This is a genomic window from Amycolatopsis sp. NPDC059021, from assembly GCF_042739895.1.
Lineage (GTDB): Bacteria > Actinomycetota > Actinomycetes > Mycobacteriales > Pseudonocardiaceae > Amycolatopsis.
On the sequence record NZ_JBHYIQ010000153.1, the window covers coordinates 1 to 17,856 of the forward strand.

A 17,856-nucleotide genomic window follows, 5' to 3' on the forward strand; every position below is an offset into this window, starting at 1 on the left:
GCCCGGCCGGGATTGTCGGTGGCGTTGGTGAACGCGGTCAGGGTGGTCTCGGCGATCTCGACGTGGGTGATCTTCTCCCCGGTCTCGGAGTCGAATACCGGGTGCCGGTACTCGATCGCGGTCCACTGGTCCTCACCGATCTCGGTGATTGCGGCCTGCACCGCGACGTTTTTCTGGGCGGTGACGGAGAAGAAAGCACCCGCTTTGCGGATCGCGGCGATGATCGGGCCGGTGAAGAACGCCGAGTCCGCCCGCACCACGATCATCCCGGTCGCGCCGGCCCGGCGGGCCAGGTTGACCGCCTCACGCAGCATGGCGACCGCACCGTGACGGGAGTCGGTGTTTCCCTTGCGCAGCTGCGCGGTCAGGATCACCGGCGCGCAGATCGGGCTGGACAGCGTGGTGATCAGGTGATTCAGGCCGTAAACACCGTTGTAGGCGTAGCCGGTGCCGTCCTTGGCGTTTCCGTAGACTTCTTTGATCTTCGCGTCGATGTCGATGAACGCCAGCCCGTCGATCCCGGCCAGCAGCCGCGGCACCCGCCCGGCCAGCCGCACCAGCACCTCGGCCGCGACCGAGCCGAGCTGACGGACATGCCCGTAAGTGAACCCGCGCAGCCAGTTCCCACAGGTCGACGGGGCTCTCATCCCGGTGAACAATCGGGACATCCCACCATGGCGGATCACGTCCAGATCATCGATCGAGTCCGCCCCGGCAGCCATACCCGCCACGACAGACAGCGCTTTGGCGTCACTGTTCGCCCCGGCCGGGACCCCCAGATCGACCCCCTCGGCGACCAGCTCACCGAGACCAACGTTCTCCGCCAGCCGCAGCAACGGCACAACTCCCGCGCACGACACGAGATTCGGATCATCGAACTTCACCGACACCGCACCAGCGGTATGAGACGATCGCATCCAGCAGATGCCCTCTCACTCACGGATCATTGTTCCCTAGACAAGAACAACCATCCCAGGTCAGAGGGCATCTGCGCATCCACGACACGACCCCGCCCACCACAATCACCGGCGGATCCAGGTTGAGCGCTGTGAAGGAGGCCTTCACGGACCATCAGAAGTCCGTCGCGACGATCTTCTCGATGTTGCGTTCCGCCAGCGCCGTGATGGTGACGAAGGGATTGACGCTGGTGTTGCCCGGGATGAGGGCGCCGTCGATGACGTAGAGGCCCGGATACCCGGCGAGCCTGCCGTAGTTGTCGGTCGCCTTGTTCAGCACCGCGCCGCCGAGCGGGTGGTAGGTGAGGTGGTCGCCCCAGATCTTGTACGCGCCGAAGAGATCGGTCCGGTAGATCGTCCCCTCCGTCGCGTTGATCTTGTCGAAAATGGACTTCGCCATGTCGATCGAGGGCTGTTTCCACGCGGTCTGCCAGTTCAGGTCCACGCGCTGCGTCGACGGATTCCAGCTGAACTGCGCGCGGTTCGGGTTCTTCGTGATGGACAGGTAGAACGATGCCCACGTCTCGATCCCGGTCGGCAGCGGGGCGACTTCGGCGAACGCGCCGCCGGCGGCCCAGTTGTCGATGCCGCCGCAGGGAATGGACGCCTGGAGGCTGCCGGTCGGGTCCCAGAGGTGGTTGGCGCGCCCGCACATGACGTTCCCGTTGTCGCCCCAGGTCTTCCCGACCTCGCCGTTGAGGTTCGGCAGCACGCCGGTGGCCTTCAGCTTCACCAGCAGCTTGCTCGTCCCGACGCTGCCCGCGGCGAAGAACACCTTGTCCGCGGTCACCGTCTTCGTCGTGGACACCGTGCCGTCGGTGGTGAGCTGTTCGATCGCGACCGTGTAGCCGCCGCCCGGCGCGGGCGCCACCGACGTCACGCGGTGCAGCGGCGAGATGCTGACCCGGCCGGTCGCGGCGATCCGCGGGAGGTAGGTCTTCTGCAGGGATTTCTTGCCGTAGTTGTTGCCGTACAGGATTTCCCCGGCGAGCGCGGACTTCGGCACGGCGCCCGCCGCTTCCCGCTCCATGTAGTCCCAGTCGTACACGTCGGGCACGAACACGAACGGGAAACCGGACCGCTGCGCCTGTTTGCGGCCGACGCGGGCGTACTGGTAGCAGTCGGTGGTGTCGAACCAGGCCGGGCGGACGGTGCCGACGCCGAGACCCTCGTTGGCGCGCGGGTAGTAGACGTCGTACATCTCGTTCGCGTTCACCGACGGGAGGATCGCGCCGAAGTTCTCCCGTTTCGGCGTGACGGCCATGCCGCCGTTGACGAGCGAGCCGCCGCCGACGCCGCGGCCTTGATAGACGATGATCCCGCCGAACTCCTCCGCGTCGAGGATTCCGGTGTAGCGCGGGACGTCCTTGTCGAGGGGGAATCCGAGGAAGTTGGAAAGCGGTTGCTTCGTCCTGGTGCGCAGCCAGAACGAGCGCTGGTCCGGCGTGGTCGTGTTGGCGAAGATCTTGCCGTCGGAGCCGGGGGTGTCCCAGGCCATGCCCATCTCGACCATGGCGACGTCGATGCCGGCCTGCGCGAGCCGCAGCGCGGCGACCGAACCGCCGTAGCCGGTACCGATCACCAGCGCGGAGACGTGTGCCCCGCTGGACAGTCCGGCGGTTCGCGCGGGCGCGGCGGCAGCACGGCCGCCGAGAGCGGCTCCGGCCAGGATGGAACCGGTTCCTGCTAGGAAGAGGCGACGGGATATGGTGTCAGAAGTGGGTCTCCACACGGGTTTGTCGCTCATGTGACAGTCCTCGCCGTTGAGGGATTTAGAACAAGTTATAGAGCAGCCTTGGAAGCGAGTCGACGTTTACCCGTGAGTAACCTGTCCGACCGGGACGGCGTTGGGACGAATGGACCATCATGGACATCGGTGTTCGTGAATCGGGTAAGCGCTTGCGGGGCGCGGCCCATATTTAGTCCTTTGTGGACACCTCGCGAAGGAACGACTATCGGCGGCGGGCCAGCCAGACCGTGTGCGCACCGCAATCCGGGTCCGCGGCCACGTGGGCCACGACGTCGAAACCCGCGCGGGCGAGCAGGCGGCGGTACTCGCCGGGATCGAGGCTCGCGTGATAGAGCGGCTCCCCTTCGAGGGTGCCGATGCTCTCCCCGAAAGCGGTTCCGCTGGTGAAGAGAAGCGGCGCGCCCGGCGCGGCGTGCTCGCGGAAGACCGGGAACATCAGGCGCTGCTCGCGGGGTGTCAGATGGAAGAAGCTGTCCCAGGCGACGAGCCCGCCGAACTCGGGGCCCAGGTGCAGCGAGCGCATGTCGGCCACCTCGGCGGAGGCGCCGGGCAGATTCGACCGGAACAGCGCGATCATCTCCGGGGAGCTGTCGACGCCGGTGACGCGATGTCCCCGGCCGGTGAGGTGGCGGGCGATGGGCTCGCCCGATCCGCAGCCGATGTCGAGCACCGTGGCGCCGGGCGCGAGCATGCTCGCGAACCGCTCGAGCCATCCGCTTTCTCGTGGCTGCGTGCCGCGCGCGCCCGCCCACGCGGAGGCGTGACGCCGGTAGACGTCCACTACTCGATCGGCCGCATCGGTCACGTTTCCTTCGTACCACCACACACCACGTCCGCGGCGGGCCGAGGCCCCGGGCCGGCGGGACGGAGCAGCGCCATGGCGAGTACGGCCAGCCCGGCGGTGATCGCGGCGCCGATCCACGCGGTGACGTGGAAGCCGTCGGTGAACGCGACCCTGGCGACGGCGAGCAGGCGGCTGGCCATGCCCGCGGGCAGTTCGGCGGCGACGGTGACCGCGCCGCCGAGGGTGTCGTGTGCGACAGCGGCGGGCTCGGGCGGAACACCGTGCGGGGTGCCCTCGCGCACGCCGATCCGGTAGACGGCGGTGCCGATGCTGCCGAGGACGGCGATGCCCAGCGCCATGCCCAGCTCGCTGCCGGTCTCCGACAGGGCGGACGCCGCGCCGGCGCGCTCGGGTGGCGCGGAGGCCATGATCAGGTCGGTGGTCACCGTCATCGCCGGGCCGAAACCGAAGGACAGCAAGGCGAATCCGGTGACCACGACGGCGACGCCCGAGTCCGGCCGGGTGAAGGTGAGCAGCACGAACCCGGCCACGGCGAGCAGCATTCCGCCGCCGAGCACGACGGAGGCCCGCAACCGCCGGACGATGGCCGGGGCGAGCATGGTGCCCGCGATCCCGGCCACTGTGGACGGAACCGTCCACAGTCCGGCTTCCAGCGGGGAAAGCCCGAGCACCAGCTGGAGGTACTGGGCGACGAAGAAGAACCCGCCCGCGACGCCGAACACGGCCAGCGTCTGCACGGTGATGGCGGCGGTGAACCCGCGGTCGGCGAACAGCCGCAGGTCCAGCAACGGTTCGCGCAGTGCGCGCTGGCGCCGGACGAAGGTGTGCAGGATCAGCAGGCCACCGGCGAACGCGGCCGCGGCGGGCCAGCCGAATCCGGTTTCCGCGAACTTCTTGAGGCCGTAGACGGTGGCGAGCATGCCGATCAGCGACAGCGCGACGCTCGCGAGATCGACCCCGCCCGCCGCGTCGTTGCGGCTTTCGGGAAGGAGAATCGGGCCGCACACCAGCAGGAGCACCATCACCGGCACACTGAGCAGGAACACCGAGCCCCACCAGAAGTTCTCCAGCAACACCGCGCCGAGCAGCGGGCCGAGCGCGCTGCCCGCGGTGAAGCTGGTCATCCACACCGAGATGGCGACGGTGCGCTGCGCGGGATCGTGGAACAGGTTCCGGATCAGCGACATGGTCGACGGCATCAGGGTCGCACCGGCGACGCCGAGCACCGCGCGGGCGGCGATCAGCATCTCCGCGCTCGTCGAGAAGGCGGCCACGGCCGAGGCCGCGCCGAACGCGGCGCCGCCGATCAGCAGCAGGCGGCGCCTGCCGATCTTGTCGCCGAGGGTGCCCATGGTGATCAGGAAGCCGGCGATGAGGAAGCCGTAGATGTCGTTGATCCACAGCAGCTGGGTCCCGGTCGGTTTCAGGTCCGCGCTCAGCGCGGGCACGGCCAGTCCCAGTACGTTCATGTCCAGTGCGATCAGCAGGGTGGGCAGGGCGAGGGCGGCCAGTGCCAGCCATTCGCGCCTGCCCGCCCGGGGCGATGGGTGCTCGTCCGCTGTCATGCGGCCGACGGTAGAACTTCAAGCTCGGTCGAGGTCAACGCTCGTCGAGCACACTCGCGAGGGCCGAGGCGATGAGGGCGACGGCCCGGTCGTCGTCATGAGCCAATTGCCGCAGGACGTCCCGCGCGCCGGGCAAGGGCATCTCGGCGAGTGCCTGCGTCAGGCGGATCCGGACCGCGGAGTCCTCGGTGTGCGCGGCGAGTTCGCCGTCGAGCGCGCCCATGATCCTCTCCGCGCACTCGGGGTCCAGTGCCAGCGCGCCCAGCACTTCGGCGGCCTCGACGTCGTTCGTGCCCTCGACCACCATGGCGACGAGTGCCGGCACGGCCGCGGTTTCGCCACGCTTGCCCGCCGCCAGTGCGGCGTGCCCGCGCACGGTCCTGTCCGGATCCCGGAGTGCCTCCACGAGCACCCCGGTCGCCTCGTCCCCTGGCATCGCGGCGATGGCCAGTACCGCGCGCCGCCGGATGTCGGCGTTCTCCGAACGCACGCCGGACGCCACGCTCGTCACGCCGTCACCGCCCGCCCGCGCCAGCGCCCACCGCAGGGCGCCGGCGACATTGGGATCCGACTCGGTGAGGACCGCCTTGGCCAGCAGCTCGGCCGGAACCGGCACGTCTTCGACAGGGGAGAGGACAGCCTGCTGACGGCGTGCGGCGTGGGGCGAGTTGAGCCCGTGCAGGAGTTCGACGACGCGCAGGGCGCCCTCCCAGCCGAAGGGCGCCGAGGCGTCGATCGTGCGGAGCCGGTCGAGTAGCTCCTGCTCCCGCTTCAACCGGTCTTCGGTCCTTCGGATGAGATCACCGACCAGAGCGGACGGCGTGAAGGCGGGATCCTCCAGCGCCCGTCCGATCTGGCGCAGCGACAAGCCGAGGGACCGCAGGCCTTCCACGTGGAAGATCCGGCGGATGTCGTCGGCGGAGTACTCGCGGTAGCCACCCACGGTGCGGCCCGTCGGCCGCACCAGCCCGAGGGAGTCGTAGTGCCTGAGCATCCGGGTGCTCACCCCGGAGCGGCGGGCCACCTCACCGATCAGCACGCCGTTCCCCCGGCGCGTTCCGGGCCGAGCGCGACGATCCGTTTCGCCTCGTCGAGAGCGAGTTCGAAACCGGCGTCCGGGTCGTGCAGAAGCCGCTCCGTGGCACGGGCGTGCGCGCGCACGTCCGGGTCCGCGTTCGCCAGCCCCGTGCGCAGGGCGGGGGCGATCACGTCTCCGAGCGCGACGAGCGCCCGGCTGAGGCTCAGTTGCACGTCCCGGTCGCCGCGGCCGAGCTGGGTGGCCAGTTCGGTGGCCAGCCCTTGCCGCTCTGCCGGGGGCACAAGGACGACGGCGGCCCGCCACGCGCTCCGCGCGACGTCGTCGTCCGGGTCGTGCAGCAACGACCGCGTGATCGCGGGCCACGCGGCGCCGTCCCCGATCTTGGACAGCGTGTGCAGCGCCTGGCTACGGGCCTGAGCGCGCTCGGACCGCAGCTCCGCGACGAGCCGGGGCACCGTGCTCCCGGCCGGGAGCCGGGTCAGCGCCCAGGTGAGCATGTCGCGCACGAAGAAGTCCGGCTCGATCGCGCACCGTGCCACGAGCGCGTCGGCGAGGCCGGGGCCGGGGCCGGGGTGCGTGCCCGCCGCCAGCGCGGCCTGCAGACGCACCGACGAGTCCTCGGCGCCCAAAGCGCCGAGCAGGCGCGTGTCCTGGGAATTCGTGTGTGTCGTGTTGATGGGTACCACCTCCTGCGCCCAGTGAAGACCTTGTCACAGTGTCAAGGTCAAGGCGTGCGGACGGTGCCGGCGCGAGATCATCGTGTTTGCTCTTTCCGCGTCGGCTCGTAGCGTGGGGGCCATGGACAAGGAGCACCTCGGCGGCGTCGACCGTTTCGAGGAGATCGGCCATCTGCGGCGCGCGGCCGAGTCGGTGTCCGAGGGCAGGCCCCGGTTCGTGGTGCTCGGCGGAGAGGCCGGGGTCGGCAAGACGCATCTGGTCCGGCGGTTCGCGGCCACCGCGGCCGGGTCCGGGTTCCGGGTGCTCACCGGCGCGTGTGTCGAGCTGGGTTCGGAGGGGATCCCGCTCATCCCGGTGGTCTCGGTGCTCCGGGAGTTGCTGAGTCAAACCGGCGACGGCGAGCTGTCCGCGCTGCTGCCGGGCTGGCCCATACTGGCCGGGCTGGTGCCGGAACACCGGCCGGGCGGCGACGAGCCGGAGCCGCCCGGCCAGGCCCAGCTGTTCCACCTGTTCACCGCGCTGCTGGAGCGGTTGAGCCAGGAGCGCCCGGTGCTGCTGATCATCGAGGACCTGCACTGGTCCGACCGGTCGACGCGGGACCTGCTGGCCGTGCTGGCCCGGGTGCTGCGCGGGGTCCGGGTGCTGATCGTGCTCACCCACCGGTCCGACGACCCGCGGTATGCCGAGCGGCTGGCCGCGTTTCTCGCCGAACTGGAACGAGCTCGCGAAGTGAGCCACCTCGATCTGGCACGGTTCACGAAACCGCAGACGGCCGAGCTGATTTCCGCACGGCTCGGAGAACCGGCACCGGCCTCCCTGGTGGACCGGATCTTCGCACGTTCCGGTGGGAACGCGTTCTTCGTCGAGGAGCTCCTGCGCGCCGAGAGTCCCGGCCACTCCGGACATTCACTGCGCGAACTGCTCCTCACCCGTCTCCAGCGGCTGCCCGAGCCCGCGCAGCGCGTGATCCGCACCGCCGCGGTCGCCGGCCGCTCGGTTTCGCACCGTCTGCTCGCCGCCGTGCTGGCGATGCCGGACGACGCACTGTTCGACGCGGTACGGGCCGCAGTGGACGGTCAGGCACTGGAGGCCGACGGCGCGGGTTACCGGTTCCGGCACGCGCTGCTGCAGGAAGCGGTGATCGGCAGCCTGCTGCCGGGGGAACGCCTCGCACTGCACCGCCGCTACGCCGAGGTGCTCACCGACAATCCGCTGCTGACGTTCGCCGACCGGCTCGACGCCATGATCGCCCATCACTGGTGCCACGCGGAGGAGCCCGACCGGGCGCTCCCGGCGCTGATCCGGGCGGCACGCAACGCCGAAGCTCTGCGCGCCTTCGCCGAACAGCACCAGTGGCTGGAGCGGGCGCTGGAAATGTGGGCCTGGGTACGCAACGCGGACGAACTCGCCGGCGTCGGACATCTTGAGGTGCTGGAGGCCGCGGGACTGGCGGCCTGGAATTCCGGGCAGCCGGAGACCGCGCTGGAGCTGATCGACCGCGCGCTGGACGAGACGGACCGGAGCCTCGATCGCGCCCGCGCCACGGTCCTGCTGGCCCGGCAGGCCAAACTCCGCATCAATCTCGGCAGGCCCGGCGCGCTGGAAGCCGTCGACGAGGCCTACCGCCTCACCCCGCCGGATCTTTCCGCGTCCGGCGCGGCCGCGTTCGAGATCCTCGGCCGGACACTGCTGTCGACGGGGCAGCCGGACCGTGCGCGCGACATCTGTCAGAAGGCGGTGGACATCGCGGCCGGACTCGGCGACGTCGCGGTGGCCCTCACGGCCCGCACCACACTGGCGGTGGTCCACGCGGATCTGGGCGACCACGAGCGCGCGCTCGCCGAACTGAGGGAGCTCAAGGCACTGGCCGCGCGCCACGGCCAGCTCTCCGAACTGGAACGCATCCACGTCCACCTGGCGCTCATGCTGTGGTCGGCGGGCCGGTACGAGGAGGCCATCGATGCCACCGTCGCGGGCACCGCGGTGGCCGACCGGGCGGGTTCGTCGGCGACCTGGGGCGTGGTGCTGGTCGCCCAGCGGGCCGCGGTCCTGGTCGCGGTCGGACGCTGGCCGGAGGCGGAGGCCCAGGTCGCCGAAGCGCTCGCCCGCGGTCCGGAAGGGATGTTCGCGATCTCCCCGCGGCTGATCGGGGCGGAGCTGGCTGTCGCGCGTGGTGATTTCGCCGCCGCGAAGGAGCACCTCGAAGCGGTGCGCGAACTGAACAAGGAGCTGCCGACCGAGGTTTCCCTGGCGCGGCTGACGACGCAGATCGCGATGCACGAGAACCGGATCGACGATGCGCGCGCGGCGGCGGGCACCGCGTTGCAGGCCGTGACGAGCAGGACGAGCGTCAGTTCGGTCTGGGCCCTGCTGATCACCGCCGCCCAGCTGGAGGCGTACGCGTACCTCCGGGACCGGGCCCTGGACACCGGATCCGGGGACGATCTGCTCGACACGATCCGCAAGGTCGCGGACGGCCTGCCCGCCACCGCGCCGCCCTGGCGGGCCTCCGCCGCGCAGCTCGCCGCCGAGCTGGACTCCTTCGACCGGCCCAGCCCGGCCTGGCCGGAGGTCGCTGCGGCCTGGGACGAGGCCGGGCAGCCCTACCAGGCCTGCCATGCGCGGATGCGGGCGGCCGAAGCCGCGTCGGCGCGCGGCGAGCGTGACGCGGCGGCGCGGTGGCTGGGCGCGGCGGTCCAGGAAGCCGACCGGCTCGGCGCCCGGTCCCTGCGCGAGCAGCTGGACCAGCTGGCCCGCCGCGCCCGTATTCCCCTCGCCACTCCGGAATCCGCCTCGCGCCGGCCTGCCGTCGAGAAGCTCGGCCTCACCCCCAGGGAGGTCGAAGTTCTCCGGCTGGTCGCCGAGGGCCGGTCCAACCGCCAGATCGCGCAGCAGCTGTTCATCGCCGGTAAGACCGCCAGCGTCCACGTGTCGCGAATCCTCGCCAAACTCGGCGTCTCCACTCGCGGTGAGGCCGCCGCCGCCGCGCACCGACTGCGGCTGTTCGACGAGACCCACGAGGTGGAGACCAGCCCGAGCGCCTAGCCGGCGGGGGTTTCTCGATCACGGTTCCGAGCATGGCACCGGCGAGGGCGGGTGCGCATGGGGACAACGCCTTACGGGGGGCCTTAGATGTGGCGCCGGACCGGCGACGAGGCCGCCCTTCACCCTGACGGCCGTCTGTGGTGAGCTGAATGGCCCACCCGGTGTGATCGGGACCGATGGACCCGAAGCTCTCATCCGGATCCGCATTGTGCTTGTCGCGCAACGGTTTCCGGCGCGCCACTGCGCCGAATGCCGCTGAGAAGCCGGAATCGCGGAGTTTTGGCTTCACGCGAAGGGGTAGCCGGGCGCCATGGCCGAGAGCGACCGTAAACCAGCCAGCAGCACGGGCGGCACGCCCAAGCGCCTCTCGCCCGCCGAACTGATGCGGAGTGCCCGGGATCAGTTCGAGGAGTTCACCGGGCGATCGGTCGAGTCGGTGTCGTCGTTCGGCCGTGCCGGCGACGGATGGCAGGTGAAGGTGGAGGTCGTCGAGCTGGAGCGGATCCCCGATACCACCAGCGTGCTGGCGACCTATCGGATCCAGCTGGGGCCGGACGGCGAGATCGCGGGCTACGAACGGGTGGCCCGCTATGCCCGCGGCAGGCTGGACGCCTAGGAGAGGAACAGGTCCCCATGACGGTAGCGACAACCCAGTCTTCCGGACGGCAGCAAGGCGTCGGTGGCGCCGGCTCCGGAAATCTGTACGACATCCTCGATCTCATCCTGGACAAGGGGCTGGTGATCGACGTCTTCGTCCGGGTCTCGCTGGTCGGCATCGAACTGCTCACCATCGACGCGCGGATCGTGGTCGCCAGCGTGGACACCTATCTGCGGTTCGCCGAAGCCTGCAACCGGCTGGATCTGCAACAGTCCTCCAGCGCGAAGGGGCTTCCCGATCTGGTCGGTGACATGACCGAGAAGGGCGCCAAGGGCAAGTCGAAGGGGGCGCTGACCGGCGCGGCGGAGACGTTCGCCGAGCAGTTCAAGAAGGCGGGCGAGGAGCGGGAGAAGGAACCGGCGCAGCGGCCCAAGGCACGCGGCACCCGGCGCGGCAGCGGGAGTCAGGAATGAGCACCTACGTCTACGGAATCGTCCTCGACTCCCATCCGGCCGACGTGGCGGAGCTGCGCGGCGTCGGCGAGACACCGGGACCGGTGCGGACCGTCGACGCGGACGGCCTCAAGGCGGTGGTCGGTGAGGCACCGCCGGATCTGCGGGCGAAACGGCGGGACCTCAAGGCACACCAGGACGTGCTGGAGGCGCTGATCGAGCAGGGCCCGGTGCTGCCGATGCGGTTCGGGCTCGTCGCCGAGGACGAGGAGACGGTCGCCGGCGCGGTGGCCGCGCGCAAGGACGACTACCGCGCCACACTGTCCGAATTGGACGGACGGGTGGAGATGAACGTGAAGGTCGCGCACCAGCAGGACGCGGTGCTCGGCGCGTTGCTCCGGCAGGACAAGGAACTCGCCGAGCTGAACGAGCAGCTGCGCGGGCGCGGTGGCGGGACGAGGGACGAGCAGATCCGCTTCGGTGAACTGGTGGCCGGCGTGCTGGCCGAGCGGCAGCGACGCGACAGCGAGGCACTCAGCGCGATGCTCGGCGAGCACGCGGTGCGGGAGAGCAGCGGGCCGCCGGTCGACGGCTGCTTCTTCAACAGCTCGTTCCTGGTCGACCGAGCCGGACTCGACGAGTTCACCGCGGTCGTCGACCGCCTCAGGCGGAAGCTCGGCACGGTGGCGGAGGTCCGGTTGAGGGGACCGTTGCCGCCCTACAGCTTCGCGGCCGGGAACCGGGACTGACGTGGGACTGATCCGGGAACTCGCGTTGCTGCCGCTCGCGCCGCTCCGGGTGGCGACCTGGAGCGTCGGCGTGGTCGCCGACGCGGCGCTGGCCGAGCGCCGGGCGCGGATCGGCCAGGAGCTGGCCGGGTGGGAGAACGCGTTGCTCGCGGGGGAGATCACCGAAGCGGAATTCGACCGCAGGGAGGACGAACTCCTCGACGAACTCGAAGACCTCGGCGGGGGGCCGATCGAAAGCACGACCTGAACCGAAAGGAGAGGCGCATGTCTCCGGGAATGAAGGTGGCCGCCGCGGTCATCGGCGGATATGTCCTGGGCAGAAGGAAAAAGGCCAAGCTGGCGATCGCCATGGGGCTGGGTCTCGCCGGGAAGAAGCTGAACCTGAGCCCGCGGAAACTGCTCGCCGGCGTGACCGAGGAGCTCGCTTCGTCCGAGCAGTTCAGCGAGCTGAAGGGGCAGGTGCGCGATCAGGTGCTGGACGCGGGCAAGAAGATGGCGATCACCATGGCGGCCACGCAGGCGGGCCGGATGGCCGGATCGCTGCGGCAGCACACCGACAAGCTGAACGCGGTGCAGTCCGGTATCGGCCTCGGCGGCGACGAGGACACCGAGGAGGAAACCCCGGAATCCGAGGAGGAGACGGACACCGGGAAGCCTCGTCGTGGTAGCCGATCGGGTGCCGGTACCGCGAAGGCGGCCACCTCGGCCGTCAAGCGGACCACGGGTGGCGCCGGTTCCCGTACCACCGCGGCGAAGCGCGGCGGCACGGCCAAGAGCACACCCGCCACGCGCAAGAGCACCGGGACGAAGAGCGCCGCCGCCAAGAGCACCGGGGCCCGGAAGACCAGCGGCCGCGGTGGTTCCCGCGGCGCGCAGGCGAAGCGGAGGTGACCCGTGGCAGGCAACGAAGGACAGGACGGCCCGATCGCGAAGCTGCGCGAGTACGCGGCGAAGAACCCGGCGACCGAGGAACTGTTGCACGCGGGGGAGGACTTCCTGCAGGCGAAGGCGCAGCAGCTGATGTCGAGCGCCGGCCGGAAGCTCGGGGACATGACCAACCGGCTCACCGACGCCGCGGAGAACGGTGACGGTATCGGCACCGCACTCGGCTTCGGCGGCAAGCTGGCCGAGGGCAAATCGATGACGAGGGCGGGGATCGAGACCGCCGGGAAGTCCCTCAAGGACAAGATCACCGGCCTTTTCCGGAGGGGCGGGCGCAAGAGTGGCTCCGGCGGCAAGATGATCGCCATCGTCGAGGACATCGACGTCGGGGTCCCGGTGCGCGAAGCGTACGACCAGTGGACCGAGTACCAGAAGTTCAGCACCTTCGCCAAGGGCGTCAAGAGCGCCGAGCGCGCGGACGACGTGACGAGCAACTGGAAGTTCAAGATCTTCTGGTCCAACCGCTCGATGAAGGCGACCACCACCGAGCAGATCCCGGACCAGCGCATCGTCTGGACCACCGACGGGGCCAAGGGCACCATCAAGGGCGTCGTGACCTTCCATCCGCTCGGCGAGAACCTGACCAAGGTCCTGCTGCTGATCGAGTACTACCCGGCCGGGTTGTTCGAGAAGACCGCGAACATCTGGCGTGCGCAGGGCAGGCGGGCCCGGCTCGACCTCAAGCACTACCGCCGCTTCATCACCATGGCGGGGGAGGCCTCCGGCGAGGGCTGGCGTGGCGAGATCCGGGACGGCGAGGTCGTCCGCACGCACGAGGAGGCGATGGAGGCCGAGGAAGCCGAGCAAGAGGAGCCCGAAGAGTACGACGAGGACGAGGCTCCGGACGACGAAGAGGCCGAAGAGCCCGAAGAAGGCGACGAGCCTGAGGAAGAGCCCGCCGAGGACGAAGAAGAGGAACCTTCCGCGGAGGGCGACGAGGATTACGACGAGGAGGAGCCGGACTACGACGAGGAGGACGAGCGGGAGCCCGCGGGGGCCCGCTGATCCGGCCGCGAGCCGCCGCCTCCGTCAGGAAAGGTGCCCCGTCAGGAAAGGCAAGGTGCACTCATGGCCGAACCGGCCCTCCCGGTGAACCGCTCGGCGGGTGGCCGCCCGCCGGCGTACGGCGGCGGCTCCTCCGGAGCCAATCTGGCCGACATCCTGGAACGCGTGCTGGACAAGGGGATCGTGATCGCGGGCGACATCCAGGTGAACCTGCTGGACATCGAGCTGCTGACGATCAAACTGCGGCTGCTGGTGGCCTCGGTCGACAAGGCGAAGGAAATGGGGATCGACTGGTGGGAGCACGATCCGTCGCTGACCTCGGCGTCCGCGACCGGGAAGCTGGAGTCGGAGAACCGCGAGCTGCGGGAGAAGGTCGCACGGCTCGAAGGGAACGAGCGGAAATGAGTGCCGGGGCACGGGTCTGGTACTGCTACGCGGTCGCCAAACAGCTTCCGCCCGGCGCTCTCGCGGGCGTCTCCGGCCTCGGTGCGTCCACAGTGGACGATGGGGGCGACGTGGACACTGTGGACTGTGCCGGGCTGACCGCGGTGGTCAGCCCGGTGCCCGCCGCCGAGTTCGACGAGGCGGCGTTGCGGGCCAACCTGGAGGATCTCGGCTGGCTCGAGGAGGTCGCGCGCGGGCACAACGACGTGGTGGCCGCGGTGGCGCGGCGGGCGACCACGCTGCCGTTCCGGCTGGCCACGATCTACCTTGACCGGCAACGGATCCACGACGTGCTCCGGACCGGCGCGGAGCGGATCGGCGCCGCGCTGGACCGCGTCGAAGGGCGGTCGGAATGGGGCGTCAAGGTCTACGCGGCGAGCACCGCCGAGCAGCCCGCGCCGACGGCTCCGTCCGGTTCGGCGGACCCGCCCGGGCGCTCGTACCTGCGTAAACGGCTGGCCGAACGGCGATCGAGGGAAGCAAGGTGGGCCCGTGTCGAGGCGTCCGCGGCGGAGGTGGACGAGGCGCTGCGCGATTTCGCGGTGGACCGGCGGGCGCACCGGCCGCAGAGTGCGCGGCTGAGCGGAGGCGGCGAGCAGAACGTGCTGAACGTCGCCTACCTCGTCGACGACGCCGGTGTCGGGTCGTTCCTGGCCAAGGCGGAGGAGGTGCGCGCCGGAGCGCGGGACTGCCGGGTCGAGCTGACCGGGCCCTGGGTGCCTTACTCGTTCGCGCTGCCCGATCTCGCCGGGACGGAGGGCGCCGGGTCGTGACGGCCGGGACGGCGGGATTCGGGGACGTCCGCGATCCGGGGGGTGGCCGGGAGATCGCGCTGGTCGACCTCCTGGACCGGTTGCTGGCCGGCGGTGTGGTGCTGACGGGGGACGTGCTGCTGTCCATCGCCGGGGTGGATCTGGTGCACGTGTCGTTGCGCGCGTTGATCACCTCGGTCCGGGCGGGCACCCCGCCTCTGGACAGGATGCCGGGAAGGAGCGCGCCGGATGGATGAAACGTCGGACGCCCAGCGGGTCAACGCCGCGCTGAGCCGGGCTTCGCACACTCTCACCGAGCGGATCGACACCGACCGGGACAGCGTCGAGCGGGACCTGATGAAGCTGGTCCTGACCATCATCGAACTGCTGCGCCAGCTGATGGAACGGCAGGCGCTGCGCCGGGTGGACCAGGGCGATCTCAGCGAGGACCAGGAGGAACGGGTCGGCTTGACCTTGCTGCTCCTGGACGAGCGGATGACCGAACTGCGCGAACGTTACGGGCTCTCCGCCGCCGACCTCAACCTCGATCTCGGCCCGCTCGGAACCTTGTTGCCCGCCGACTGAACCGCGTCCTCAGTCTCGTCGGCGGCCGTGTCCGGCAGCCCGTTCGACCGCGGCCACGACCCCTGCCGTGCCGGGGCAGGCGGCGATTTCCTGTGCGAGCGCCCGCGCCCGTGCTCGATAGCGTGGATCGCCCAGCACACGGTCGATGGCTTTGCCCACGGTGCGCGCGGACACCCGTCGCCGCGTCAGGCCGATGCCCGCCCCGGACCAGCGGACCCGCGCCACCACCGCGGATTTGTCCTCCGTCGCGCCGACGCACACCAGCGGTACCCCGTGGCGCAGGGCGTGGTTCACGCCGCCGTATCCGCCGTTGGTGACCATCAGCGCGCACCGGGGAAGCAACTCGTCGTAGGGGAGCGCCGTCGCGGCACGGGCGTTGGCGGGCAGCCGGTCTTCCGGCAGATCGGCGCCTCCGGTGGAGACGACGGCCAGCACGTCCCGGCCGGCCAGCGCGTTCAGCGTCGGCACGACGAGGTCCCCGAGATCGTTGTTGGCCACCGATCCCTGGGTCACCAGCACCACCGGGGCACCACCGTCCACATCGGACCACCAGGCGGGGAGCCGGTGCTTGCCGGTGTCACTGGCCGACAGCGGCCCGACGAACTCGACCGGCATCGGCTGTTCCCCTTGCGGGACCTCGAATCCGCGGCAGGTCATCTGCAGGACCCCGTCGCTGCCCAGCGGCCAGTCCAGGAACAGCACGTCCGGTGCCCGGCCGGTCAGCGCCCGCACCTCCCGTTCCGCGGTCGCCTGCACCGGCCGCAGCACCAGGGGCATCATCGCCTTGGTCACCAGGGCCCGCGCGTGGTCGGCGAACGTCCGCGATGGTGCGAGGCCCGGCAGCGGCACGGTCAGCGGGAGGAAACCCAGCACCAGCACCGGCGGCCGACGCCGGCGCATGGTGAGCGGGAGACCCGCCATGAGGAGCGGATCGCAGAGGACGACGTCGACCGGATGCGCGGCGAGTTCCGCGTCGATCGCCGCCAGCTGCGGGCCCATCCTGGTCACGAACATGGTGAGGTCGAACCGCGCCAGGCGGATGCCCCGCAGCCGTTCGCGTTCCGGGAACCGCCCGTCGTCGAGATCCGACTCCTCGGGCAGCGGCACCGCCGTGGCACCCACCGCGGCGAAGTCCCCGAGGTAGCGCCGCCCGGTGAGCACGCGGACCGTGTGCCCGGCCCGGACCAGCGCCTCCGCGGCGGGCAGGGTCGGCCCGACGTGTCCCTTGGCGGGCAACACACAGATCAGCACCGTCGCCACGACAACCCCCGCTCCAGTGGCCTCGCCAGTCCTGGAGCCCATCCTGGCAGGAGCGTTCCCCGCTCCGCACTTGTCGCGCGGCGAGTGGTCACGGCCTGCGGCGCAGACGGAGCACTGCGAGGGTCGCCACCACCCCGGTGACCACCCCGGTCGCGGCCGAGGCCAGCGACGCCCGGCGCGGGCGGACCACCGGCCGGACCACCGCGGGCCCCGGCGGTGCCGGCTGCTTCACGGGCGCGTCGTGCGCGGTCGCGGTCCACGCCGTGATCACCACGACCATCCGCGACACCAGCGCGATGAAGAACAGGATGCCGATCGCCGAGCCGAACGCGAGCCCCGTCGGCGACTTGCCGACGATGCCGATGAAGACGCCGCCCGCCTGCTTCAGCAGTTCGAACCCGATCGCCGCGACGAGCGCGCCGCGCATCGCGCTGCGCACGCCGACCGGCTCCCTCGGCAACTTCGCGAACACCCACAGGAAGACGAGCCAGTCGGCGAGCAGCGCGACCGGGATGGACAGCACCGAGACCACGGTGTGCGCCCATCCGACGTGCGCGAGCGGGCTGAAGCGCAGCAGGAAGGCGCCGAGCGCGCCGCCGGAAGCGGTCAGCGCGAACGACACCATCAGCGCCGCGGTCAGGCTCAGCAGGGCGAGCAGGTCCTTGCCGATCGTGCGCAGCAGCGGCTGCCGCGGCGGATGCTTGTCCCACATCGCGGTCAGCGCGTCCCGCAGCGCGTTCATCCAGTTCCAGCCGGAGTACAGCCCGATGGCGAGACCCGCGAGGCCGACCTTGGTGCGCTGGTCGATGAACCCGGTGAGCAGCGCGATCAGATTGTCGCCGAACGGCCCCGGCACCGCTCGCGCGACCGAGTGCAGCATCGTCTGCAGCAGCTCGGGCTGCCCGGCGAGCACGAACCCGGCCACGGACATCCCGACCATCAGCATCGGCACCAGCGAGGTCAGCGTGAAGTACGAGATCGAGGCCACGTAGTGGTAGCCGTTGTAGTCGACGTAGTGCTCGATGGCCCGCACGACGTGGTCGAACCACCGGTACCGGCGCCGCAGGCGCGTCCACACGCTGTCCCCGTCAGCCGCGCGTGATCGTTGTCTGGTCACCGTCTACATCTATCCCACCCGGTCGCGCCGGGCTCATCGCGGGCGTGTTCCGCCGCGCCGTGGCGCCCGGAAACGTCCCCTTGTCGCGAACGCTCCGTTCGGGACGTTGATCGT

19 protein-coding genes are annotated in these 17,856 nt (G+C 70.5%); 11 read left to right on the forward strand and 8 right to left on the reverse strand.

All coding sequences use genetic code 11. From position 1 onward, the window contains the following. From ACFWX1_RS45265 to ACFWX1_RS45290, 6 genes are all read right to left on the reverse strand, one after another. The coding region (locus ACFWX1_RS45265) for a transposase (protein ID WP_378396119.1) at positions 1-890 on the reverse strand (890 nt) is incomplete at its 3' end. Between the two features lie 181 nt (positions 891-1,071). Continuing rightward, complete coding sequence (locus ACFWX1_RS45270; protein WP_378396137.1) at positions 1,072-2,625, reverse strand: GMC oxidoreductase; 1,554 nt, start codon at positions 2,623-2,625, stop codon at positions 1,072-1,074. A gap of 283 nt (positions 2,626-2,908) precedes the next feature. Next, the gene (locus tag ACFWX1_RS45275) at positions 2,909-3,511 is read right to left on the reverse strand and encodes a class I SAM-dependent DNA methyltransferase (protein ID WP_378396120.1); all 603 of its coding nucleotides are present in this window, start codon (positions 3,509-3,511) and stop codon (positions 2,909-2,911) included. Next, on the reverse strand, positions 3,508-5,076 hold the full coding sequence (locus tag ACFWX1_RS45280; protein WP_378396121.1) for an MFS transporter: 1,569 nt from the start codon (positions 5,074-5,076) through the stop codon (positions 3,508-3,510). The genes ACFWX1_RS45275 and ACFWX1_RS45280 overlap by 4 nt, the downstream gene beginning before the upstream one ends. Before the next feature lie 34 nt (positions 5,077-5,110). Further along, complete coding sequence (locus ACFWX1_RS45285; protein ID WP_378396122.1) at positions 5,111-6,115, reverse strand: HEAT repeat domain-containing protein; 1,005 nt, start codon at positions 6,113-6,115, stop codon at positions 5,111-5,113. Beyond that, positions 6,109-6,801: a HEAT repeat domain-containing protein gene (locus ACFWX1_RS45290; protein ID WP_378396123.1), complete on the reverse strand. Its 693-nt coding sequence runs from the start codon at positions 6,799-6,801 to the stop codon at positions 6,109-6,111. The genes ACFWX1_RS45285 and ACFWX1_RS45290 overlap by 7 nt, the downstream gene beginning before the upstream one ends. A 112-nt stretch (positions 6,802-6,913) precedes the next feature. On the opposite strand from ACFWX1_RS45290, the gene ACFWX1_RS45295 reads away from it, so the two are divergent. The 11 genes from ACFWX1_RS45295 (at position 6,914) to ACFWX1_RS45345 (ending at position 15,365) form a co-directional block, all read left to right on the forward strand. Further along, entirely contained in the window at positions 6,914-9,838 is a 2,925-nt protein-coding gene (locus tag ACFWX1_RS45295) for a helix-turn-helix transcriptional regulator (RefSeq protein WP_378396124.1), read from the forward strand. Positions 9,839-10,148: 310 nt separating this feature from the next. Beyond that, positions 10,149-10,454: a gas vesicle protein gene (locus ACFWX1_RS45300; RefSeq protein ID WP_378396125.1), complete on the forward strand. Its 306-nt coding sequence runs from the start codon at positions 10,149-10,151 to the stop codon at positions 10,452-10,454. Between the two features lie 17 nt (positions 10,455-10,471). After that, entirely contained in the window at positions 10,472-10,909 is a 438-nt protein-coding gene (locus tag ACFWX1_RS45305; protein ID WP_378396126.1) for a gas vesicle structural protein GvpA, read from the forward strand. After that, positions 10,906-11,637, forward strand: a complete 732-nt coding sequence (locus ACFWX1_RS45310) for a GvpL/GvpF family gas vesicle protein (RefSeq protein ID WP_378396127.1) — start codon at positions 10,906-10,908, stop codon at positions 11,635-11,637. Before ACFWX1_RS45305 ends, ACFWX1_RS45310 begins: the two co-directional genes overlap by 4 nt. Before the next feature lies 1 nt (position 11,638). Next, positions 11,639-11,884 (forward strand): gas vesicle protein GvpG, encoded by a 246-nt coding sequence (locus tag ACFWX1_RS45315; RefSeq protein ID WP_378396128.1) that lies wholly within the window; start codon positions 11,639-11,641, stop codon positions 11,882-11,884. 17 nt (positions 11,885-11,901) lie between these two features. Next, entirely contained in the window at positions 11,902-12,528 is a 627-nt protein-coding gene (locus ACFWX1_RS45320) for a hypothetical protein (protein ID WP_378396129.1), read from the forward strand. A 3-nt stretch (positions 12,529-12,531) separates the two neighbouring features. Next, positions 12,532-13,584 carry an SRPBCC family protein gene (locus ACFWX1_RS45325; protein WP_378396130.1) on the forward strand — a complete coding sequence of 351 codons (1,053 nt, stop codon included), beginning with the start codon at positions 12,532-12,534 and terminating at the stop codon, positions 13,582-13,584. Positions 13,585-13,647: 63 nt separating this feature from the next. Continuing rightward, the gene (locus ACFWX1_RS45330) at positions 13,648-13,989 is read left to right on the forward strand and encodes a gas vesicle protein (protein WP_378396131.1); all 342 of its coding nucleotides are present in this window, start codon (positions 13,648-13,650) and stop codon (positions 13,987-13,989) included. Then, positions 13,986-14,801 carry a GvpL/GvpF family gas vesicle protein gene (locus ACFWX1_RS45335; RefSeq protein WP_378396132.1) on the forward strand — a complete coding sequence of 272 codons (816 nt, stop codon included), beginning with the start codon at positions 13,986-13,988 and terminating at the stop codon, positions 14,799-14,801. Before ACFWX1_RS45330 ends, ACFWX1_RS45335 begins: the two co-directional genes overlap by 4 nt. After that, complete coding sequence (locus ACFWX1_RS45340) at positions 14,798-15,037, forward strand: gas vesicle protein (RefSeq protein WP_378396133.1); 240 nt, start codon at positions 14,798-14,800, stop codon at positions 15,035-15,037. Before ACFWX1_RS45335 ends, ACFWX1_RS45340 begins: the two co-directional genes overlap by 4 nt. Then, positions 15,030-15,365: a gas vesicle protein K gene (locus ACFWX1_RS45345; protein WP_378396134.1), complete on the forward strand. Its 336-nt coding sequence runs from the start codon at positions 15,030-15,032 to the stop codon at positions 15,363-15,365. The genes ACFWX1_RS45340 and ACFWX1_RS45345 overlap by 8 nt, the downstream gene beginning before the upstream one ends. A gap of 9 nt (positions 15,366-15,374) precedes the next feature. Here ACFWX1_RS45345 and ACFWX1_RS45350 read toward each other — a convergent pair whose 3' ends face one another. Together ACFWX1_RS45350 and ACFWX1_RS45355 are read right to left on the reverse strand one after the other, a co-directional pair. Continuing rightward, positions 15,375-16,625 (reverse strand): glycosyltransferase, encoded by a 1,251-nt coding sequence (locus ACFWX1_RS45350; RefSeq protein ID WP_378396135.1) that lies wholly within the window; start codon positions 16,623-16,625, stop codon positions 15,375-15,377. 88 nt (positions 16,626-16,713) lie between these two features. Continuing rightward, complete coding sequence (locus tag ACFWX1_RS45355; protein WP_378396136.1) at positions 16,714-17,703, reverse strand: YhjD/YihY/BrkB family envelope integrity protein; 990 nt, start codon at positions 17,701-17,703, stop codon at positions 16,714-16,716. Positions 17,704-17,856: the final 153 nt, after the last annotated feature.